11 protein-coding genes are annotated in these 16,045 nt (G+C 37.1%); 9 read left to right on the top strand and 2 right to left on the bottom strand.

What is annotated here, in order from left to right; genetic code table 11:
• Nucleotides 1-362: 362 nt before the first annotated feature.
• The 4 genes from AC5LXI_RS11745 to AC5LXI_RS11730 all read left to right on the top strand — a co-directional run bounded on the left by AC5LXI_RS11745 (nucleotide 363) and on the right by AC5LXI_RS11730 (nucleotide 8,503).
• The gene (locus AC5LXI_RS11745; protein ID WP_493442498.1) at nucleotides 363-2,072 is read left to right on the top strand and encodes a hypothetical protein; all 1,710 of its coding nucleotides are present in this window, start codon (nucleotides 363-365) and stop codon (nucleotides 2,070-2,072) included.
• Nucleotides 2,073-2,731: 659 nt separating this feature from the next.
• Nucleotides 2,732-4,234, top strand: coding sequence for a hypothetical protein (locus tag AC5LXI_RS11740; RefSeq protein ID WP_493442497.1), 1,503 nt, complete (start codon nucleotides 2,732-2,734; stop codon nucleotides 4,232-4,234).
• A 647-nt stretch (nucleotides 4,235-4,881) separates the two neighbouring features.
• Nucleotides 4,882-6,396, top strand: coding sequence for a hypothetical protein (locus tag AC5LXI_RS11735; RefSeq protein WP_493442496.1), 1,515 nt, complete (start codon nucleotides 4,882-4,884; stop codon nucleotides 6,394-6,396).
• Between the two features lie 643 nt (nucleotides 6,397-7,039).
• On the top strand, nucleotides 7,040-8,503 hold the full coding sequence (locus tag AC5LXI_RS11730; protein WP_493442495.1) for a hypothetical protein: 1,464 nt from the start codon (nucleotides 7,040-7,042) through the stop codon (nucleotides 8,501-8,503).
• Between the two features lie 123 nt (nucleotides 8,504-8,626).
• Here AC5LXI_RS11730 and AC5LXI_RS11725 read toward each other — a convergent pair whose 3' ends face one another.
• Together AC5LXI_RS11725 and AC5LXI_RS11720 are read right to left on the bottom strand one after the other, a co-directional pair.
• Nucleotides 8,627-9,250, bottom strand: a complete 624-nt coding sequence (locus AC5LXI_RS11725; protein ID WP_493442494.1) for a LysE family transporter — start codon at nucleotides 9,248-9,250, stop codon at nucleotides 8,627-8,629.
• Nucleotides 9,247-10,689 (bottom strand): LTA synthase family protein, encoded by a 1,443-nt coding sequence (locus tag AC5LXI_RS11720; protein WP_493442493.1) that lies wholly within the window; start codon nucleotides 10,687-10,689, stop codon nucleotides 9,247-9,249. Before AC5LXI_RS11720 ends, AC5LXI_RS11725 begins: the two co-directional genes overlap by 4 nt.
• A 216-nt stretch (nucleotides 10,690-10,905) precedes the next feature.
• On the opposite strand from AC5LXI_RS11720, the gene AC5LXI_RS11715 reads away from it, so the two are divergent.
• From AC5LXI_RS11715 to AC5LXI_RS11695, 5 genes are all read left to right on the top strand, one after another.
• Nucleotides 10,906-11,532, top strand: coding sequence for a nitroreductase family protein (locus AC5LXI_RS11715; RefSeq protein WP_493442492.1), 627 nt, complete (start codon nucleotides 10,906-10,908; stop codon nucleotides 11,530-11,532).
• 11 nt (nucleotides 11,533-11,543) lie between these two features.
• Nucleotides 11,544-12,734 (top strand): FTR1 family iron permease, encoded by a 1,191-nt coding sequence (locus AC5LXI_RS11710; protein ID WP_493442491.1) that lies wholly within the window; start codon nucleotides 11,544-11,546, stop codon nucleotides 12,732-12,734.
• Nucleotides 12,735-12,864: 130 nt separating this feature from the next.
• Nucleotides 12,865-13,428, top strand: coding sequence for an iron transporter (locus tag AC5LXI_RS11705; RefSeq protein WP_493442490.1), 564 nt, complete (start codon nucleotides 12,865-12,867; stop codon nucleotides 13,426-13,428).
• Between the two features lie 97 nt (nucleotides 13,429-13,525).
• A complete protein-coding gene (locus tag AC5LXI_RS11700; protein ID WP_493442489.1) occupies nucleotides 13,526-14,740 on the top strand; it encodes a Fe-S-containing protein in 1,215 nt (404 codons plus the stop codon).
• 21 nt (nucleotides 14,741-14,761) lie between these two features.
• A complete protein-coding gene (locus tag AC5LXI_RS11695; RefSeq protein WP_493442488.1) occupies nucleotides 14,762-16,036 on the top strand; it encodes an ABC transporter permease in 1,275 nt (424 codons plus the stop codon).
• Nucleotides 16,037-16,045 lie beyond the last annotated feature (9 nt).

Genomic DNA, 16,045 nt, shown 5'->3' with positions numbered 1-16,045 from the left:
ATAGTCGAGTAACGTACTTTTTAAGGTTTAAAATTCTGCTAAAATCAAAATTGTGAGTCCGATAATAACCACTAAAATTCCCCTAAAAATAATTTATCATCAAAATAGTTAGATTTTTAAAGATATGTAAAGAGGCGATTATTTGGTTAATAATAATCATCAAGTAATTAATTTTCCAATATTTCTCTATTCATTTTCTATTTTATTTACAAAAATTAACAATTAAGGGTGCGAATAAGTGTTGCAACGTGTTTTTTTAGTCACTATACTTCCTCAACCGTTTAATACAAACGGTTAAGTTTTAAATAATTAACATAAAAATGTAAAAAAAATTAAAAATTTACTTGACAGGATTGTCGAATATGTATTATAATTTACAAAAAGCCAAAAAGCCAAACTGGCAAACCTATGTTTTAAATTCGGCAAAATTAAACTCTCGGCGTTCGTTGTGCTATTGTAGTTTGTTTTTCCATAAGACCTCACCAACTTTATTGCGGTTTCCTCGCCGATTTTTATCAATCCGACAGATTTTTATCGTTTTATCGTTTAGCCTGCCTTTAATGACTTCCTATTCTAGTCAAGCTTTGTCGACTAAAACCACGAATACTATTAACGGAACTGCACCATATTTTACTACCGACGGCGGTCATACTCGGATAACTGATGCCCAAGGCTTACTTGAAATATCCCTTTCTAATGGGGATAAATATACGCCATCATCTAATGATTCAAGCCCAACAAAACCTATTGTGTTGCCTATCGCTGATCAGAGCTTTGCTGATATTGGTATGTTGGTGCCAACTGATAGTGATTCAATCGAATTAAAGTCTCTTATTGGGGAACCTTATTATTATTGGGGAGATAGTGATGGAGATGGTGAAGGTCCTAATGGTATAACTGCTACAGGTAGTTTAAGTTTATCTATTGTTGATAAAGACAATCGAGCTGTATCACGTGATACTGTTCCAAAGATCTGTAATGCACCTTATAAAGTAACATTAACCAGTACAGATGGGACATTAGAGACGAATTACGGTGTTCCTAAAAGTAGTCGTTTTGCAGCAAGTAATATGACTTATTATATTAGTCCTAAGGCTTCGCCTATAGCTTGCTTTGCTAAACCTGATATGAAGTATTCTGACATAGAGGATGGTCAGGATTTCAAAGGTTTAGCTAAGGAGTGGGACCCTAAAAATGGTTTTATTCCTCAGTCATACGATCCATCGAGTTATAACCAAAATTTCCCAACTACAGGCGCAAATGGTTTATATTTTGATTTAAAGATAGGTGGTGTTAATCAGAAATTGACATGGGAGCCTGTTTCTCATGGCGGGATTACAGCAACTATGTATACAAATAAATCGGATGCAAGTGTTGTTCGGGTCGTCTTAACAGGGCCTGCTGCTAGTGGGGACCAGATAAGAGCTAGTAAGAACCAGATAATGGCTCCGGAAAATCTGATAGGAACTGTTGAAAAACCTACTTTGCCTCAGGTATTTGAGCTAGTTGGAAAAGGTAAAGATAGTAATGATAATGATGTTGTGGTGAAGTATGGTTTTAAATTAAAGCAATGGTTTGTTAATCGAGGGGATAAGAAACGAGAAGATAAGTATCCAAGTGATTCTACAAATTCTAATAGACCCGGATCCGCACCTTCTTACGTGCAAGTGAAATGGTGTGAAAAGATAGGTTATAGTCTTTCCAAAATTAAGGATTTAACTAATGCAAAAGGAGCTTATTGTCCGGACGATCCAGATGTAAGTTGTGAAGCTCCAAATCCTGAAGCCGCCTCAATTGGTAATTATTACCAACGTAAAATTGCTGGAGGGCTTTTAAGCGAGTGGGGCGTTTTAGGAAAAAAGGAAACGGAAGAAGCAAACTCTGATCCAAATTATGATTCAAATATGGAAGAAGCAAACTTTGATCCAGATAATGGTTACTGGACAAGTGATGTGATAAATCATGGGGGCGTTAACATTTTCTACCTCGCCAGCCATCTGCTTGGTAAAGTATATGGATATAGTAATACTAATTATGACTATGAGAGAACTGCAATTTGCATCACAGATTGATACATAGATTTGCCAAAAGGCAAATAAAGTGCATAGCTAAATATCCACCCCAAAATTGGGGTGGATTTATTTTTGAGGAAAGGGGTTTTTATGGCAAAAATAGTCGAGTAACGTACTTTTTAAGGTTTAAAATTCAGCTAAAATCAAAATTCTCAGTCCGATAATAACCACTAAAATTCCCCTAAAAATAATTTTATTATCAAAATAGTTAGATTTTTAAAGATATGTAAAGGGGCGATTATTTGGTTAATAATCATCATCAAGTAATTAATTTTCCAATATTTTTCTATTCATTTTCTATTATCTTTACAAAAATTAACAATTAAGGGTGCGAATAAGTGTTGCAACGTGTTTTTTCAGTCACTATACTTCCTCAACCGTTTAATACAAACGGTTAAGTTTTAAATAATTAATATAAAAATATAAAAAAATTAAAAATTTACTTGACGGGATTGTCGAATATGTATTATAATTTACAAAAAGCCAAAAAGCCAAACTGGCAAACCTATATTTTAAATTCGGCAAAATTAAACTCTCGGCGTTCGTTTTGCTATTGTAGTTTGTTTTTCCATAAGACCTCACCAATTTTATTGCGGTTTCCTCGCCGATTTTTATCAATCCGACAAATTTTTATTGTTCTATCGTTTAGCTTGCCTTTAATGACTTCCTTTTCTAGTCAAGCTTTGTCGTCGACTAAAACCACGAATACTATTAACGGAACTGCACCATATTTTACTACCGACGGCGGTCAGACTCGGATAACTGATGCCGAAGGCTTACTTGAAATATCCCTTTCTAATGGGGATAAATATACTCCATCATCTAATGATTCAAGCCCAACAAAACCTATTGTGTTGCCTATTGCTGGTCAGAGCTTTGCTGATATTGGTATGTTGGTGCCAACTGATAGTGATTCAATCGAATTAAATTCTCTTATTGGGGATCATTATTGGGGAGATAGTGATGGAGATGGTGAAGGTCCTAATGGTATAACTGCTACAGGTGGTTTAAGTTTATCTATTGTTGATAACGACAATCAAGCTGTATCACGTGATACTATTCCAAAGATCTGTAATGCACCTTATAAAGTAACATTAACCAGTACAGATGGGACATTAGAGACGAATTACGGTGTTCCTAAAAGTAGTCATTTTGCAGCAAGTAATGTGACTTATTATATTAGTCCTAAGGCTTCGCCTATAGCTTGTTTTGCTAAACCTAATATGAATTTGTCTGGCATACATATTGATGAAAATAATGGTAGTAGTAAGGATGTCAACGGCCCAGCTAATGAGTGGGACCCTAAAAATGGTTTTATTCCTCAATCATACGATCAATCGAGTTATAACCGAAATTTCCCAACTACAGGCGCAAATGGTTTATATTTTGATTTAAAGATAGGTGGTGTTTATCAGAACTTGACATGGGAGCCTGTTTCTCCTAATGGCGATATTAAAGCAACTATGAGGTATTTAAATGAATCGGATACAAGTGTTGTTCGGGTCATCTTAACAGGGCCTGCTGCTAGTGGGGACCAGATAAGGGCTAGTGATGACCAGATAACGGCAGAGGCAAATCTGATAGGAACTGTTAAAAAGCCTACTTTGCCTCAGGTATTTGAGCTAGTTGGAAAAGGTAAAGATAGTAATGATAATGATGTTGTGGTGAAGTATGGTTTTGTATTAAAGCAGTGGTTTGTTAATCGAGGGGATCTGCGACGAGTAGATAAATATCCAGCTGATGATGATAGCGATCAGGCAATAAAACCTGGATCTTCAATTCCTCCCATGCAAAAAAAATGGTGTGAAAAGATAGGTTATAGTCTTTCCCGAGCTATGGATTTAACTAATGCAATACAAGCGTGGTGTCCGGATGTGCCAGCAGGTACAAGTTGTAAAATTCCCGACCCTTCCACCCCTTCCAATCCTTCAATTGGTAATCATTACCAACGTAGAATTGCTGCAGGGCTTCTAGGTGAGTGGGGCGTTTTAGGACAATACGAAATGGATGAAGGAAAGTTTGATCCAAATAATGGTTACTGGACAAGTGACAACGATGGTAATATGTATTTTCTCGTCGGCCATACTGCCGGTGCCATATATGGGTATCGTTTTTTCCCTGAGGACCCTATAAAGAGAACTGCAATTTGCACCACAAATTGACACATAGAGTCTTGCAAGTAAAGTGCATAGCTAAATATCCGCCCCAAAATTGGGGTGGATTTATTTTTGAGGAACGGGGTTTTTATGGCAAAAATAGTCGAGCAACGTACTTTTTAAGGTTTAAAATTCTGCTAAAATCAAAATTCTCAGTCCGATAATAACCACTAAAATTCCCCTAAAAATAATTTTATCATCAAAATAGTTAGATTTTTAAAGATATGTAAAGGGGCGATTATTTGGTTAATAATCATCATCAAGTAATTAATTTTCCAATATTTTTCTATTAATTTTCTATTCTCTTTACAAAAATTAACAATTAAGGGTGCGAATGCAACGTGTTTTTTCAGTTATTATACTTCCTCAACCGTTTAATACCAACGGTTAAGTTTTAAATAATTAACATAAAAATGTAAAAAAATTAAAAATTTACTTGACAGGGTTGTCGAATATGCATTATAATCTTACAAAACGCCAAAACGCCAAATTGGCAAACTAATATTTTAAATTCGGTAAAATTAAACTCTCAGCGTTCGTTTCGCTGCTATAGCTTGTTTTTCTATAAGACCTCACCAATTTTATTGCGGTTTCCTCGCCGATTTTTATCAATCCGACAGCTTTTTATTGTTCTATCGTTTAGCTTGCCTTTAATGACTTCCTATTCTAGTCAAGCTTTGTCGACTAAAACCACGAATACTATTAACGGAACTGCACCATATTTTACTACCGACGGCGGTCAGACTCGGATAACTGATGCCGAAGGCTTACTTGAAATATCCCTTTCTAATGGGGATAAATATACGCCATTATCTAATGATTCAAGCCCAACAAAACCTATTGTGTTGCCTATTGCTGGTCAGAGCTTTGCTGATATTGGTATGTTGGTGCCAACTGATAGTGATTCAATCGAATTAAATTCTCTTATTGGGGATCATTATTGGGGAGATAGTGATGGAGATGGTGAAGGTCCTAATGGTATAACTGCTACAGGTAGTTTAAGTTTATCTATTATTGATAAAGACAATCAAGCTGTATCACGTGATACTATTCCAAAGATCTGTAATGCACCTTATAAAGTAACATTAACCAGTACAGATGGGACATTAGAGACGAATTACGGTGTTCCTAAAAGTAGTCGTTTTGCAGCAAGTAATGTGACTTATTATATTAGTCCTAAGGCTTCGCCTATAGCTTGCTTTGCTAAACCTAATATGAGGTATTCTGACATAGAGGATGGTATGGATTTCAAAGGTTTAGCTAAGGAGTGGGACCCTAAAAATGGTTTTATTCCTCAGTCATACGATCCATCGAGTTATAACCAAAATTTCCCTACTACAGGCGCCAATGGTTTATATTTTGATTTAAAGATAGGTGGTGTTTATCAGAACTTGACATGGGAGCCTGTTTCTCATGGCGGAATTACAGCAACTATGGATACAAATGAATCGGATACAAGTGTTGTTCGGGTCACCTTAACAGGGCCTGCTGCTAGTAGGGACCAGATAAGGGCTAGTGCTGACCAGATAATGGCAGAGGCAAATCTGATAGGAACTGTTGAAAAACCTACTTTGCCTCAGGTATTTGAGTTAGTTGGAAAAGGTAAAGATAGTAATGATAATGATGTTGTGGTGAAGTATGGTTTTGAATTAAAGCAATGGTTTGTTAATCGAGGGGATAAGCAACGACTAGATAAGTATCCAAGTGATGCTCCAAATCCTAATGACCAAGACAATAAGGACAATAAACCCGGATCCGAAGCTCCTTACATGCAAGAAAAATGGTGTGAAAAGATAGGTTATAGTCTTTCCAAAATTAAGGATTTAACTAATGCAAAAGGAGCTGAATGTCCGTTCGATGCTGAAAATTGTGAAGCTCAAAATCTTGAAGGTGCCTCAATTGGTAATTATTACCAACGTAAAATTGCTGGAGGGCTTTTAAGCGAGTGGGGCGTTTTAGGAAAAAAGGAAACGGAAGAAGCAAACTCTGATCCAAATTATGATTCAAATATGGAAGAAGCAAACTTTGATCCAGATAATGGTTACTGGACAAGTGACATGTCAAGTAAGGGCATTAACGTTTACTACCTCGTCAGCCATCTGGTTGGTAAAATATATGGATATAGTAATACTAATTTTAAGAGAACTGCAATTTGCACCACAAATTGACACATAGAGTCTTGCAAGTAAAGTGCATAGCTAAATATCCGCCCCAAAATTGGGGTGGATTTATTTTTGAGGAAAGGGGTTTTTATGGAAAAATAGTCGAGTAACGTACTTTTTAAGGTTTAAAATCCTGCTAAAATCAAAATTCTCAGTCCGATAATAACCACTAAAATTCCCCTAAAAATAATTTTATCATCAAAATAGTTAGATTTTTAAAGATATGTAAAGGAATGATTATTTGGTTAATAATAACTATCAATTAATTAATTTTCCAATATTTTTCTATTCATTTTTTATTTTCTTTATAAAAGTTAACGATTAAGGGTGCGAATAAGTGTTGCAACGTGCTTATATAGTCACTATACTTACTTAACCGTTTAATACAAACGGTTAAGTTTTAAATAATTAACATAAAAATGTAAAAAAATTAAAAAGTTACTTGACAGGATTGTCGAATATGCATTATAATTTACAAAAAGCCAAACTGGCAAACCTTATTTTAAATTCGGTAAAATTAAACTCTCGGCGTTCGTTTTGCTATTGTAGTTTGTTTTTCCATAAGACCTCACCAATTCTATTGCGGTCTCCTCGCCGATTTTTATCAATCCGACAGATTTTTATCGTTTTATCGTTTAGCCTGCCTTTAATGACTTCCTTTTCTAGTCAAGCTTTGTCGACTAAAACCACGAATACTATTAACGGAACTGCACCATATTTTACTACCGACGGCGGTCAGACTCGGATAACTGATGCCCAAGGCTTACTTGAAATATCCCTTTCTAATGGGGATAAATATACGCCATCATCTAATGATTCAAGCCCAACACAGCCTATTGTGTTGCCTATCGCTGATCAGAGCTTTGCTGATATTGGTATGTTGGTGCCAACTGATAGCGATTCAATCGAATTAAATTCTCTCATTGGGGAACCTTATCATTATTGGGGAGATAGTGATGGAGATGGTCAAGGTCCTGATGGTATAACTGCTACAGGTAGTTTAAGTTTATCTATTGTTGATAAAGACAATCAAGCTGTATCACGTAATACTGTTCCAAAGATCTGTAATGCACCTTATAAAGTAACATTAACCAGTACAGATGGGACATTAGAGACGAATTACGGTGTTCCTAAAAGTAGTCGTTTTGCAGCAAGTAATGTGACTTATTATATTAGTCCTAAGGCTTCGCCTATAGTTTGCTTTGCTAAACCTGATATGACCTTTCATGACATACATACTGATGATGATGGTAATAGTAACGATTACAAAGGTCCCGCTAATGAGTGGGACCCTAAAAATGGTTTTATTCCTCAGTCATACGATCAATCGAGTTATAACCGAAATTTCCCAACTACAGGCGCAAATGGTTTATATTTTGATTTAAAGATAGGTGGTGTTAATCAGAAATTGACATGGGAGCCTGTTTCTCATGGCGAGATTACAGCAACTATGGATACAAATGAATCGGATACAAGTGTTGTTCGGGTCATCTTAACAGGGCCTGCTGCTAGTGGGGACCAGATAAGGACAATGCCGGAGACTGGTGTTAAAAAACCTACTTTGCCTCAGGTTTTTGAGTTAGTTGGAAAAGGTAAAGATAGTAATGATAATGATGTTGTGGTGAAGTATGGTTTTGTATTAAAGCAGTGGTTTGTTAATAGAGGGGACAAACCACGACCAGATGTGTATGATGAAAGTCTTCCAGATCTTAATGGTGATAAAAATCAAATTCCACCTGAACCTGGAGCTGCAATTGTTTCCGAGCAAATAGAATGGTGTAGAAAGATAGGTTATAGTCTTTCCCGGGCTATGGATTTAACTAATGCAAGACAAGCGTGGTGTCCGGCAGGTACAAATTGTCAAATTACCAAACCTTCCAACCCTTCAATTGATAATCATTACCAACGTAAAATTGCTGGAGGGCTTTTAAGCGAGTGGGGCGTTTTAGGAGAATACAAAATGGACGAAGGAGATTTTGATCCATATCAGGGGTACTGGGTAATTGACAGCGATGGTGAGATAAATTTTCTCATCGGCCATCTTGCCGGTACAGTATATGGGTATCGTTCTGAGGAATCTATAGAGAGAACTGCAATTTGCACCACAAATTGACACATAGTCTTACCAAGAGGCAAGTAAAGTGCATAGCTAAATATCCGCCCCAAAATTGGGGTGGATTTATTTTTGAGGAACGGGGTTTTTGTAGAAAAAGTTGAGGAAAGCACTTTTTATGCTCTAAAACCCTAACGCTACTTTAACTCCAATCACAATCAATATCATGCCTAATAACTTATCAATAATCGCTTGCAACTTAAAATAACGCCGCTGGACGACTTGCGTTTGAAAGATAAATACTACCAAAGGCCACCAAAGTAAGGCTTCAAACCAAATAATAAATGCGACAAGCAATTTATCCATTATAGTTGAGTGAGCATTAAGTAGTTGGGTGAATATAGCCAGAAAAAATAGCGTCGCTTTGGGGTTTAGTAAGTTGCATAACAGTCCTTGTATAAATGCTGCTTTTGCGGTGATATTGAGTTGCTGAGATTGCTTGGTGACATAAGTGGCACCACTATTTTTGGCCAACAACGCTTTAATACCAATCCATAGCAAATAAGCAGCACCAGCATAACGCAAGACATTGTAAAGCCACGGAGTTGTGATAATTAACACGGCAATACCAGCTACACAGTAGCTCATATGAATTGCGATAGCACTAATTACACCTAAACAGGTCATTAATGCCATTTTTCGGTTATAACTTAAGCTGTTTTTTAAGACCAGAAAGAAATCTGGCCCAGGTGATATCATGCCTAAACAGCTAATAGTGATAACTAAAATTAAGGTATCGACGCTCATTTTTGCACTTGTGCCGCATTGTTTAATGTCGCGATACTCGATTTATGTTGTTCAATAAACTGTTTTTTATCAGTATTTTCGCCAATTAAGTAATCGGTTAAGAATTTTGCATTCGTTTTAATTTGTGCTCCGTTTAAAATCAATCTTGGTAAATCGATTTGGTAGATGGTTTGATTCGGTGATTTTTGTAAATCATCAGTACTCGCATTGGTTAATAAGTAGAGTTTGCGCTCTTTTGCCGACAATTTTTTAACGGTTTCGGTGCCCGCACCCATCATTAAATGGTCAGGAAAGATGTAGAACACGGTGTTGTCTAATATGCCTTGCTGTTTTAGGTTTTCAATAAATTGCCCTAAGTTGTAATCAAGCGATGCAGCCACAAACGACATATTATCTTTTTTCGGACTGATGACAGAGGTCATGCGCTCATCATCAAAGCCATTTGGTGCATGGGTTGAAACGGTCGAGATAAATAGTGCAAAGGGTTTGTCAGTATTTTTCATCTCTTGAATTTGTTGTTTAGCGATGTCTAAAATATCTTTATCGTATAATCCAAATGGGGCATTTGGGTATTTACCGGGATAGGATTTTTCCGATACGACTTGCATGCCAAGCACTTCAGCTGTGTGGCCAATGCCCGCAAATTCAGGACCTGCCATCACATAATGAGTTTGGTAGCCAGCTTGTTTGAGCACATCAGCTAAGGTGACTAATTGGGTGGTGTTGGCACTTTTTAGCGGTGATGTTGAGTGTTCGCCTATTAAAAATGGTACACCACTCATATAAGTGTACATTGAGGCGGTTGTCCATGTGCTTCCCGCACTCATGGGCATATTAGGGAAAAAGGTATATTGTTGCTGTAGCTGTCTTAAATTTGGGGTAATATCAGCAAAATCTAAAAATCCTTGTTCAAACGATTCTAACGATAACACAATAATATTCTTACCTTTTTGGCTGTTAAGCTGTGATTTTTCAACATAATCATTCATGTTTAGCGTTTGTAACGCTTGTTTGAAAGTCGCTTTTGGCGCGCAGGTAACTTGATAGATTTCATACATGCGACTGATTGGGCCGTTGTGATAGCTTATTGTGACAATCGCAATGACGGTGAATGGTAAGCGCCATAGTAATCGACATTTATTGCGAAACAAGTTAGCTAATTTGCTAAGGATAAATACCAATCCCAAAAAGACCACAATCACTAGTAGAGCTTGCAATTTGAAAATGAATAACCCTTCAATAATGTCATTCACATTTAAGTTGACGTAAAACTGATAGTCAATAAATCCACCACTAAAATAGATTGAGGTGAGTTCCATCACAATGAAAACTGTCATTAAGATAATGGTGAGTAGTTGCCATTTTTTGTGTTTAAAAAACGAAGCTAAAGTGATAGTTAAGATAAAAAGTGGCAATACAATTAAAGTCGATAATGGCATAAAAAATAGTACTCAATTTTACTTAAAATAGGAAAATTGCATCAGTATATACTTTTTAAACCGAAAAATAAAAATGGCTGATGAGTTATAATATTAATGCCTTAATTTTATTAGTTGCAGTACGATTAATGATAATTATTATTGTTTGTTGTTGATAATTGATAGCATTAGCAATAAGATAGCTATTATATTTTTTTAAGCTGAAAGGTTAAGGCTATGTTATTACGTAGATTTGCCATTATTTTGTTAATGTCTTGTATTACCTATTGTTATGCTGATGTCACTTTGCCCGCCCCACAAAAAAAAGATGGCATGGGATTATTTGATAGTCTCAAAAAGCGTGCTTCAACGCCGGGTGGGGGATTTCCTACCGCAATGGTGTCAGACGATGAGCTTTCAAGCGTACTTTGGGCTGCCAGTGGCTTAAATCGTGGTAAAAACGGATGGACAGTGCCAATGGCAAGCGGTAAGCCTCCTTATATTCGCCTGTATATTGCCAGTGAGAATGGGACCTTTTTATATGAGTGGGAAGGCCATTATCTTCGTGAAATTAACAAGCAAGATATTCGTAGTGATATTGGTAAGCAGAACTTTACTAAGCGAGCCCCTTATATTTTTATTTTTGTGTCTGATGGCGATAGCCTTGAAGATTATGATGCCCAAAAAGCCAATGATTTTAGCCAAATTGCCGTTGGCGCTATGAGTCAAAATGTTTATTTGGCGGCCGCAGCGCTAAAACTAAGTACGCGCTACATCAATTCCATCAATGCTGAATTTATACGTCAATCGTTACAATTGCCTGAAAACAGCAAACCAATAGGGATAATGTTGTTAGGAAAATAAAGGAGTAGGAAGTGAAAAAGTACTTAACTTTAGTTGCTCTACTTATTGCAAGTTTAGCGATTTTTAGCTCTCCTTCTTATGCAAACGAAAAGAAATACGAAAGCTGGAATGCGATTATTGATGAGATGGATATCATTCTTAATGATGCCTACAATATCTATTTTATGAAAGATGTCGAGGGTGCTAAAGCCCGCGTAAACAACGCTTACTTTGGGTTTTATGAAAAGCATGGCGTTGAACGGGCGGTGATGTCTTATATTTCAGGTAAACGTGGCACTGATACAGAATACCAATTCGCAAAAATCAAACGATTAATGTCGCAAAATGAATCTAATAAGACAGTGCGCGCCGAAATTGATGTGATTTTAAAAATGCTACATGAAGATGCCAACGAGTTAGATGGTAAAAAAGAGAGTGGTTGGAGTGTCTTTTTGGCATCTTTTATCATCATTTTCCGTGAAGGGTTAGAAGCGATATTGGTTATTGCGGCAATCTCGGCCTATCTTGTGCGTTCGAATAATAAACCGATGCTTAAAGTGGTTTATTTCAGCAGTTTATTTGCGGTGTTCGCTAGCGTTTTAGCTGCGATTTTGTTGCATACGGTTGTCGGTTTAAGCGGTGCCAACCAAGAAATTATGGAAGGCGCGGCCATGTTACTCGCAACGGTGGTGCTGTTCTTTATTAGTAATTGGATGTTGTCTAAATCAGAATCGAAAGCCTGGAAAAACTATGTGGAAGGTAAGGTACAAAGTGCGGTTTCGACCGGTAGTAGCTTTGCTTTAGGATTTGCAGCCTTTTTAGCGGTATTTCGTGAAGGGGCAGAAACCATCATCTTTTATCAAGCCATGTTGGCCGATGCCAAAGAGCATATGGATATGGTTTGGTATGGCTTGGGGGTGGGTACGATTGTGTTAACCGTTGTGTTTGTAGTTATCCGCTTTGGTACCGTTAAATTGCCACTTAAACCGTTCTTTATTTGTACCAGTGCATTAATGTATCTAATGGCGATCGCGTTTGCAGGTGGCGGCGTGAAAGAGTTGCAAGAAGCCGACATTATTCAAGTTACGCCAGTCGATTTTGTTCATTCGGTTGAGATTTTGGGTATTTATCCAACAGTTGAGACATTAGTACCACAATTGTTTATGATAATGGCGGTGATAGCGTCGGTTATCTATTATCGATCCAGAAAAGCAAATAGTTAAAATAGAAGAATAAAAACGATTGATGATTCGTTCTAAGTCGTAATTAACACATTGGTAGTAAATTGTGATTGGTTAGTCATGATTTTATTGATTAGTTTTCAAAACGAAAAACAAAATTAAGGAGTTTTCAATGAAAAAACTATTAGTCTCTGCTGGTATTTCATCAATACTTGCGCTTTCTTCAATGGCTTATGCTGCTGCACCTGCACCAGGTGAAGAAAAGGGTTTCGAAGAGTTTCCAATTGGTGATGAAGTAACCGTTGGTCCTTTACATATCGGTGCGGTTTACTTCCAACCTGTTGATATGGAACCTGCTGGCATGGGGGGGTTACCTGCGTCTAAATCAGATATGCATATCGAAGCGGATATCTCAGCGGCTGAGGGTAATAAATTAGGTTTTGGTACCGGTGATTTTGTGCCTTACTTAACCGTAAAATATAAAATTCAAAAAGAAGGCAGCGCTAAAGCTATCGAAGGTACTTTTATGCCGATGAACGCATCAGACGGCCCTCACTATGGTAATAATATTAAATTAGACGGTGCAGGTAAATATAAAGTTACTTTCACTATCGAAAACCCTGAAAAACAAGGTTATTTATTACATGTTGATAAAGAAACTGGAGTTGAAGGTCGTTTCTGGACTAAACCAATCGAAGTTTCTTGGGACTTTGACTTCATCCCACGTGCATGGTAATGATGATTTTAATTGAATTTAATCATTAGATAATTAGCTGGACTGTTGGTGAGGGTTAAAGCTCGCCAATATACGTTGTAATCTTTAGGCAATCATTATGCTCCAATACCTTATCAATATTACCGATAACACTTTTGTACCAGTGATTATGTTTGCTCTACTTAGTGCGGCATTTGTTCAAACAAGTAAAAAATATCTTGTGACTGGTTTTGTGTTGGGAATGATGGCTGCATTGGTTTATGCAATATTAAAACGAAATACGGGTATTGCCGTTCGTGAATTTTATGATCTTGGTGTGATTGTTGCTTGGTGCATCATTGCCATTCCATTGCTTATCTGCTTGTTTTTAAGAAAACCTCTAAGTATTTTATTGATGGTAATTGCCATAGGGCTTATTACCGCACAGTGCCTACCAAATATTTTACTTTATCCATTTGAATTTGATGTTGGCATGGAGTCCATATTCAATAATGACTATCTGTTTAAATGGGTGGGTTATGGTTTTGCTTTATTAGTTTGCATTTTAATTGGGTTGTTTGTTTATCGTCTTTGTACAAGGTTTTCAAGTCGATTTGTTACTGCCATAACTTCGTTGGCAATTATTATTTTTACTTCGCAAAATGCCATTAATTTGCTACAGATCCTGATTGTCAGACGGTTTATCTCATCACAAAAATGGATGATGGAATTAGTGATTTTTGTTTTAGCACATGTCAATTTGTTTACCTTTATCTTTATGATTTTGGTGTTATTAATGAGCATTTTGTTATACACCAAGTCCAAAACGACCTCATTAGTTGGTAGTAATCCAGCCCAAGTGCGTAAAGTGAAAGCGAGTTTACGTCGTGATCGTCGCACTTCATTATTGTTAATGGCTGGCGTTGCCATTACGGCTTATACCGTTACCCGTGCGCGTTATATTTTTGAAAAAGGGGTGGAATTAACCCCGGCCGAACCAGTAACCCCCAACGCCGATGGTTTGATTGTGATTGCGTTAGATAGAGTCAATGATGGTAATTTGCACCGTTATGGCTATTCAGCAATGGATGGCACATTAGTTCGGTTTATTGTGATTAAGAAAAGCGAAAATGCTTATGGTGTTGGTTTTGATGCTTGTGATATCTGCGGTGCAAGTGGTTATTATCAACGCGGTAATCAAGTTGTCTGTATTTTGTGTGATGTGGTGATGAATATTGCGACGATTGGATTTCCTGGTGGTTGTAATCCTGTCCCGCTTAAATATGAAATAGTAGATGGTAATATGATTATTCGACCTGCTCATCTTGAAGCTGAAAAAAGTCGCTTTAAGTAAAGGTGTGAAAAGGAAGAAAATATGTTTCGTAGAATGTTGCTTAGCGTGTTAGTTCGTCAAAAAAAGAAGCTATTTTTAATTGCCTTAACCGTTGCTTTGGGTGTTTCGCTTGCAACTGCTATGTTAAATGTGATGTTTGATGTTGGCGATAAAGTTAACCAAGAATTAAAAGCTTATGGCGCTAATTTAAATATCGTGCCAAAAGGTGCGGCGTTGGTCAATGAGTTATATCAACTCGATGATAAACAAAATGCGATTCAATATATTAAGCAAGATGATTTAGTTAAGATTAAGATGATCTTCTGGGCATATAATATTGTTGATTTTGCCCCTTATATAACAACCCAAGTTGTGGTTAATGATAAACCGGTCACGCTAGTTGGAACCTGGTTTAATAAGCATCTGACAATTCCAACAGGTGATGAAGTTGACACTGGAATGTTAGCCATGAAATCGTGGTGGTCAATTGAAGGCAACACCATGAAGGATGATAATTTGCAAGGTGTAATGGTAGGTGAAACTATTGCCAAGCAATTGAATCTCAAATTGGGTGATAGTATTGAGCTAATATCACCCACCAAAAAAATCACCCTAACGGTGAATAATATCTTCCATAGTGGTGGGGTTGAAGATAGAGAGCTTTATGTATCACTGCCAGTTGCTCAAAATTTGGCTAATAAAGAAGGCTTAGTTGAACGAGTTGAAGTGAGTGCGCTCACCACACCTGAAAACGATTTAGCCCGCAAAGCAGCGCAAGATCCTAATAGCTTATCGCGAACCGAGTGGGATACTTGGTATTGCACCGCTTATATCAGTTCAATTGCCTATCAATTAGAGGAGCTAATGCCAGATGTGCGGGTAAAAGCGATAATGCAAGTGGCCGAATCAGAAGGCTCTATCTTACAAAAAACCCAATTATTAATGTTATTGCTGACGATCTTATCGTTAATCTGTTCGGCACTTGCAATATCTAACTTAGTCACCGCCAATGTGATTGAACGCAGTACAGAAATCGGTTTATTAAAAGCGCTGGGTGCAACGAATACCTCAGTGGCGATGTTGATTCTTACCGAAATAGTGATCATTGCATTATTGGGTGGTATAGTTGGGTATTTTATTGGATTGGGCTTTGCGCAAATCATTGGTCAGACGGTATTTAGTTCGTTTGTTGAACCGAAGATGATTATTGTTCCACTGGTATTAATTATGGTAGGTTTGATTACTTTGTTAGGTAGCTTGCCAGCATTGCGTATCATGATGTTCTTACGCCCTACCGATGTGCTACATGGTCGGTAAGTGAGGCTG

It is taken from the genome of Gilliamella sp. LMG 34361 (assembly GCF_984569075.1).
The sequence above is the reverse complement of the archived record's forward strand: the minus strand, read 5'-3'. Positions and strand labels throughout refer to the sequence as shown.

Excerpts from the sequence above, each read along its gene's own strand:
- AC5LXI_RS11700 (WP_493442489.1), top strand. The coding sequence starts at position 13,526 with ATGCTCCAATACCTTATCAATATTACCGATAACACTTTTGTACCAGTG.
- AC5LXI_RS11725 (WP_493442494.1), bottom strand. The coding sequence starts at position 9,250 with ATGAGCGTCGATACCTTAATTTTAGTTATCACTATTAGCTGTTTAGGC.
- AC5LXI_RS11695 (WP_493442488.1), top strand. The coding sequence starts at position 14,762 with ATGTTTCGTAGAATGTTGCTTAGCGTGTTAGTTCGTCAAAAAAAGAAG.
- AC5LXI_RS11715 (WP_493442492.1), top strand. The coding sequence starts at position 10,906 with ATGTTATTACGTAGATTTGCCATTATTTTGTTAATGTCTTGTATTACC.
- AC5LXI_RS11720 (WP_493442493.1), bottom strand. The coding sequence starts at position 10,689 with ATGCCATTATCGACTTTAATTGTATTGCCACTTTTTATCTTAACTATC.
- AC5LXI_RS11740 (WP_493442497.1), top strand. The coding sequence starts at position 2,732 with ATGACTTCCTTTTCTAGTCAAGCTTTGTCGTCGACTAAAACCACGAAT.
- AC5LXI_RS11705 (WP_493442490.1), top strand. The coding sequence starts at position 12,865 with ATGAAAAAACTATTAGTCTCTGCTGGTATTTCATCAATACTTGCGCTT.
- AC5LXI_RS11745 (WP_493442498.1), top strand. The coding sequence starts at position 363 with ATGTATTATAATTTACAAAAAGCCAAAAAGCCAAACTGGCAAACCTAT.
- AC5LXI_RS11735 (WP_493442496.1), top strand. The coding sequence starts at position 4,882 with ATGACTTCCTATTCTAGTCAAGCTTTGTCGACTAAAACCACGAATACT.
- AC5LXI_RS11730 (WP_493442495.1), top strand. The coding sequence starts at position 7,040 with ATGACTTCCTTTTCTAGTCAAGCTTTGTCGACTAAAACCACGAATACT.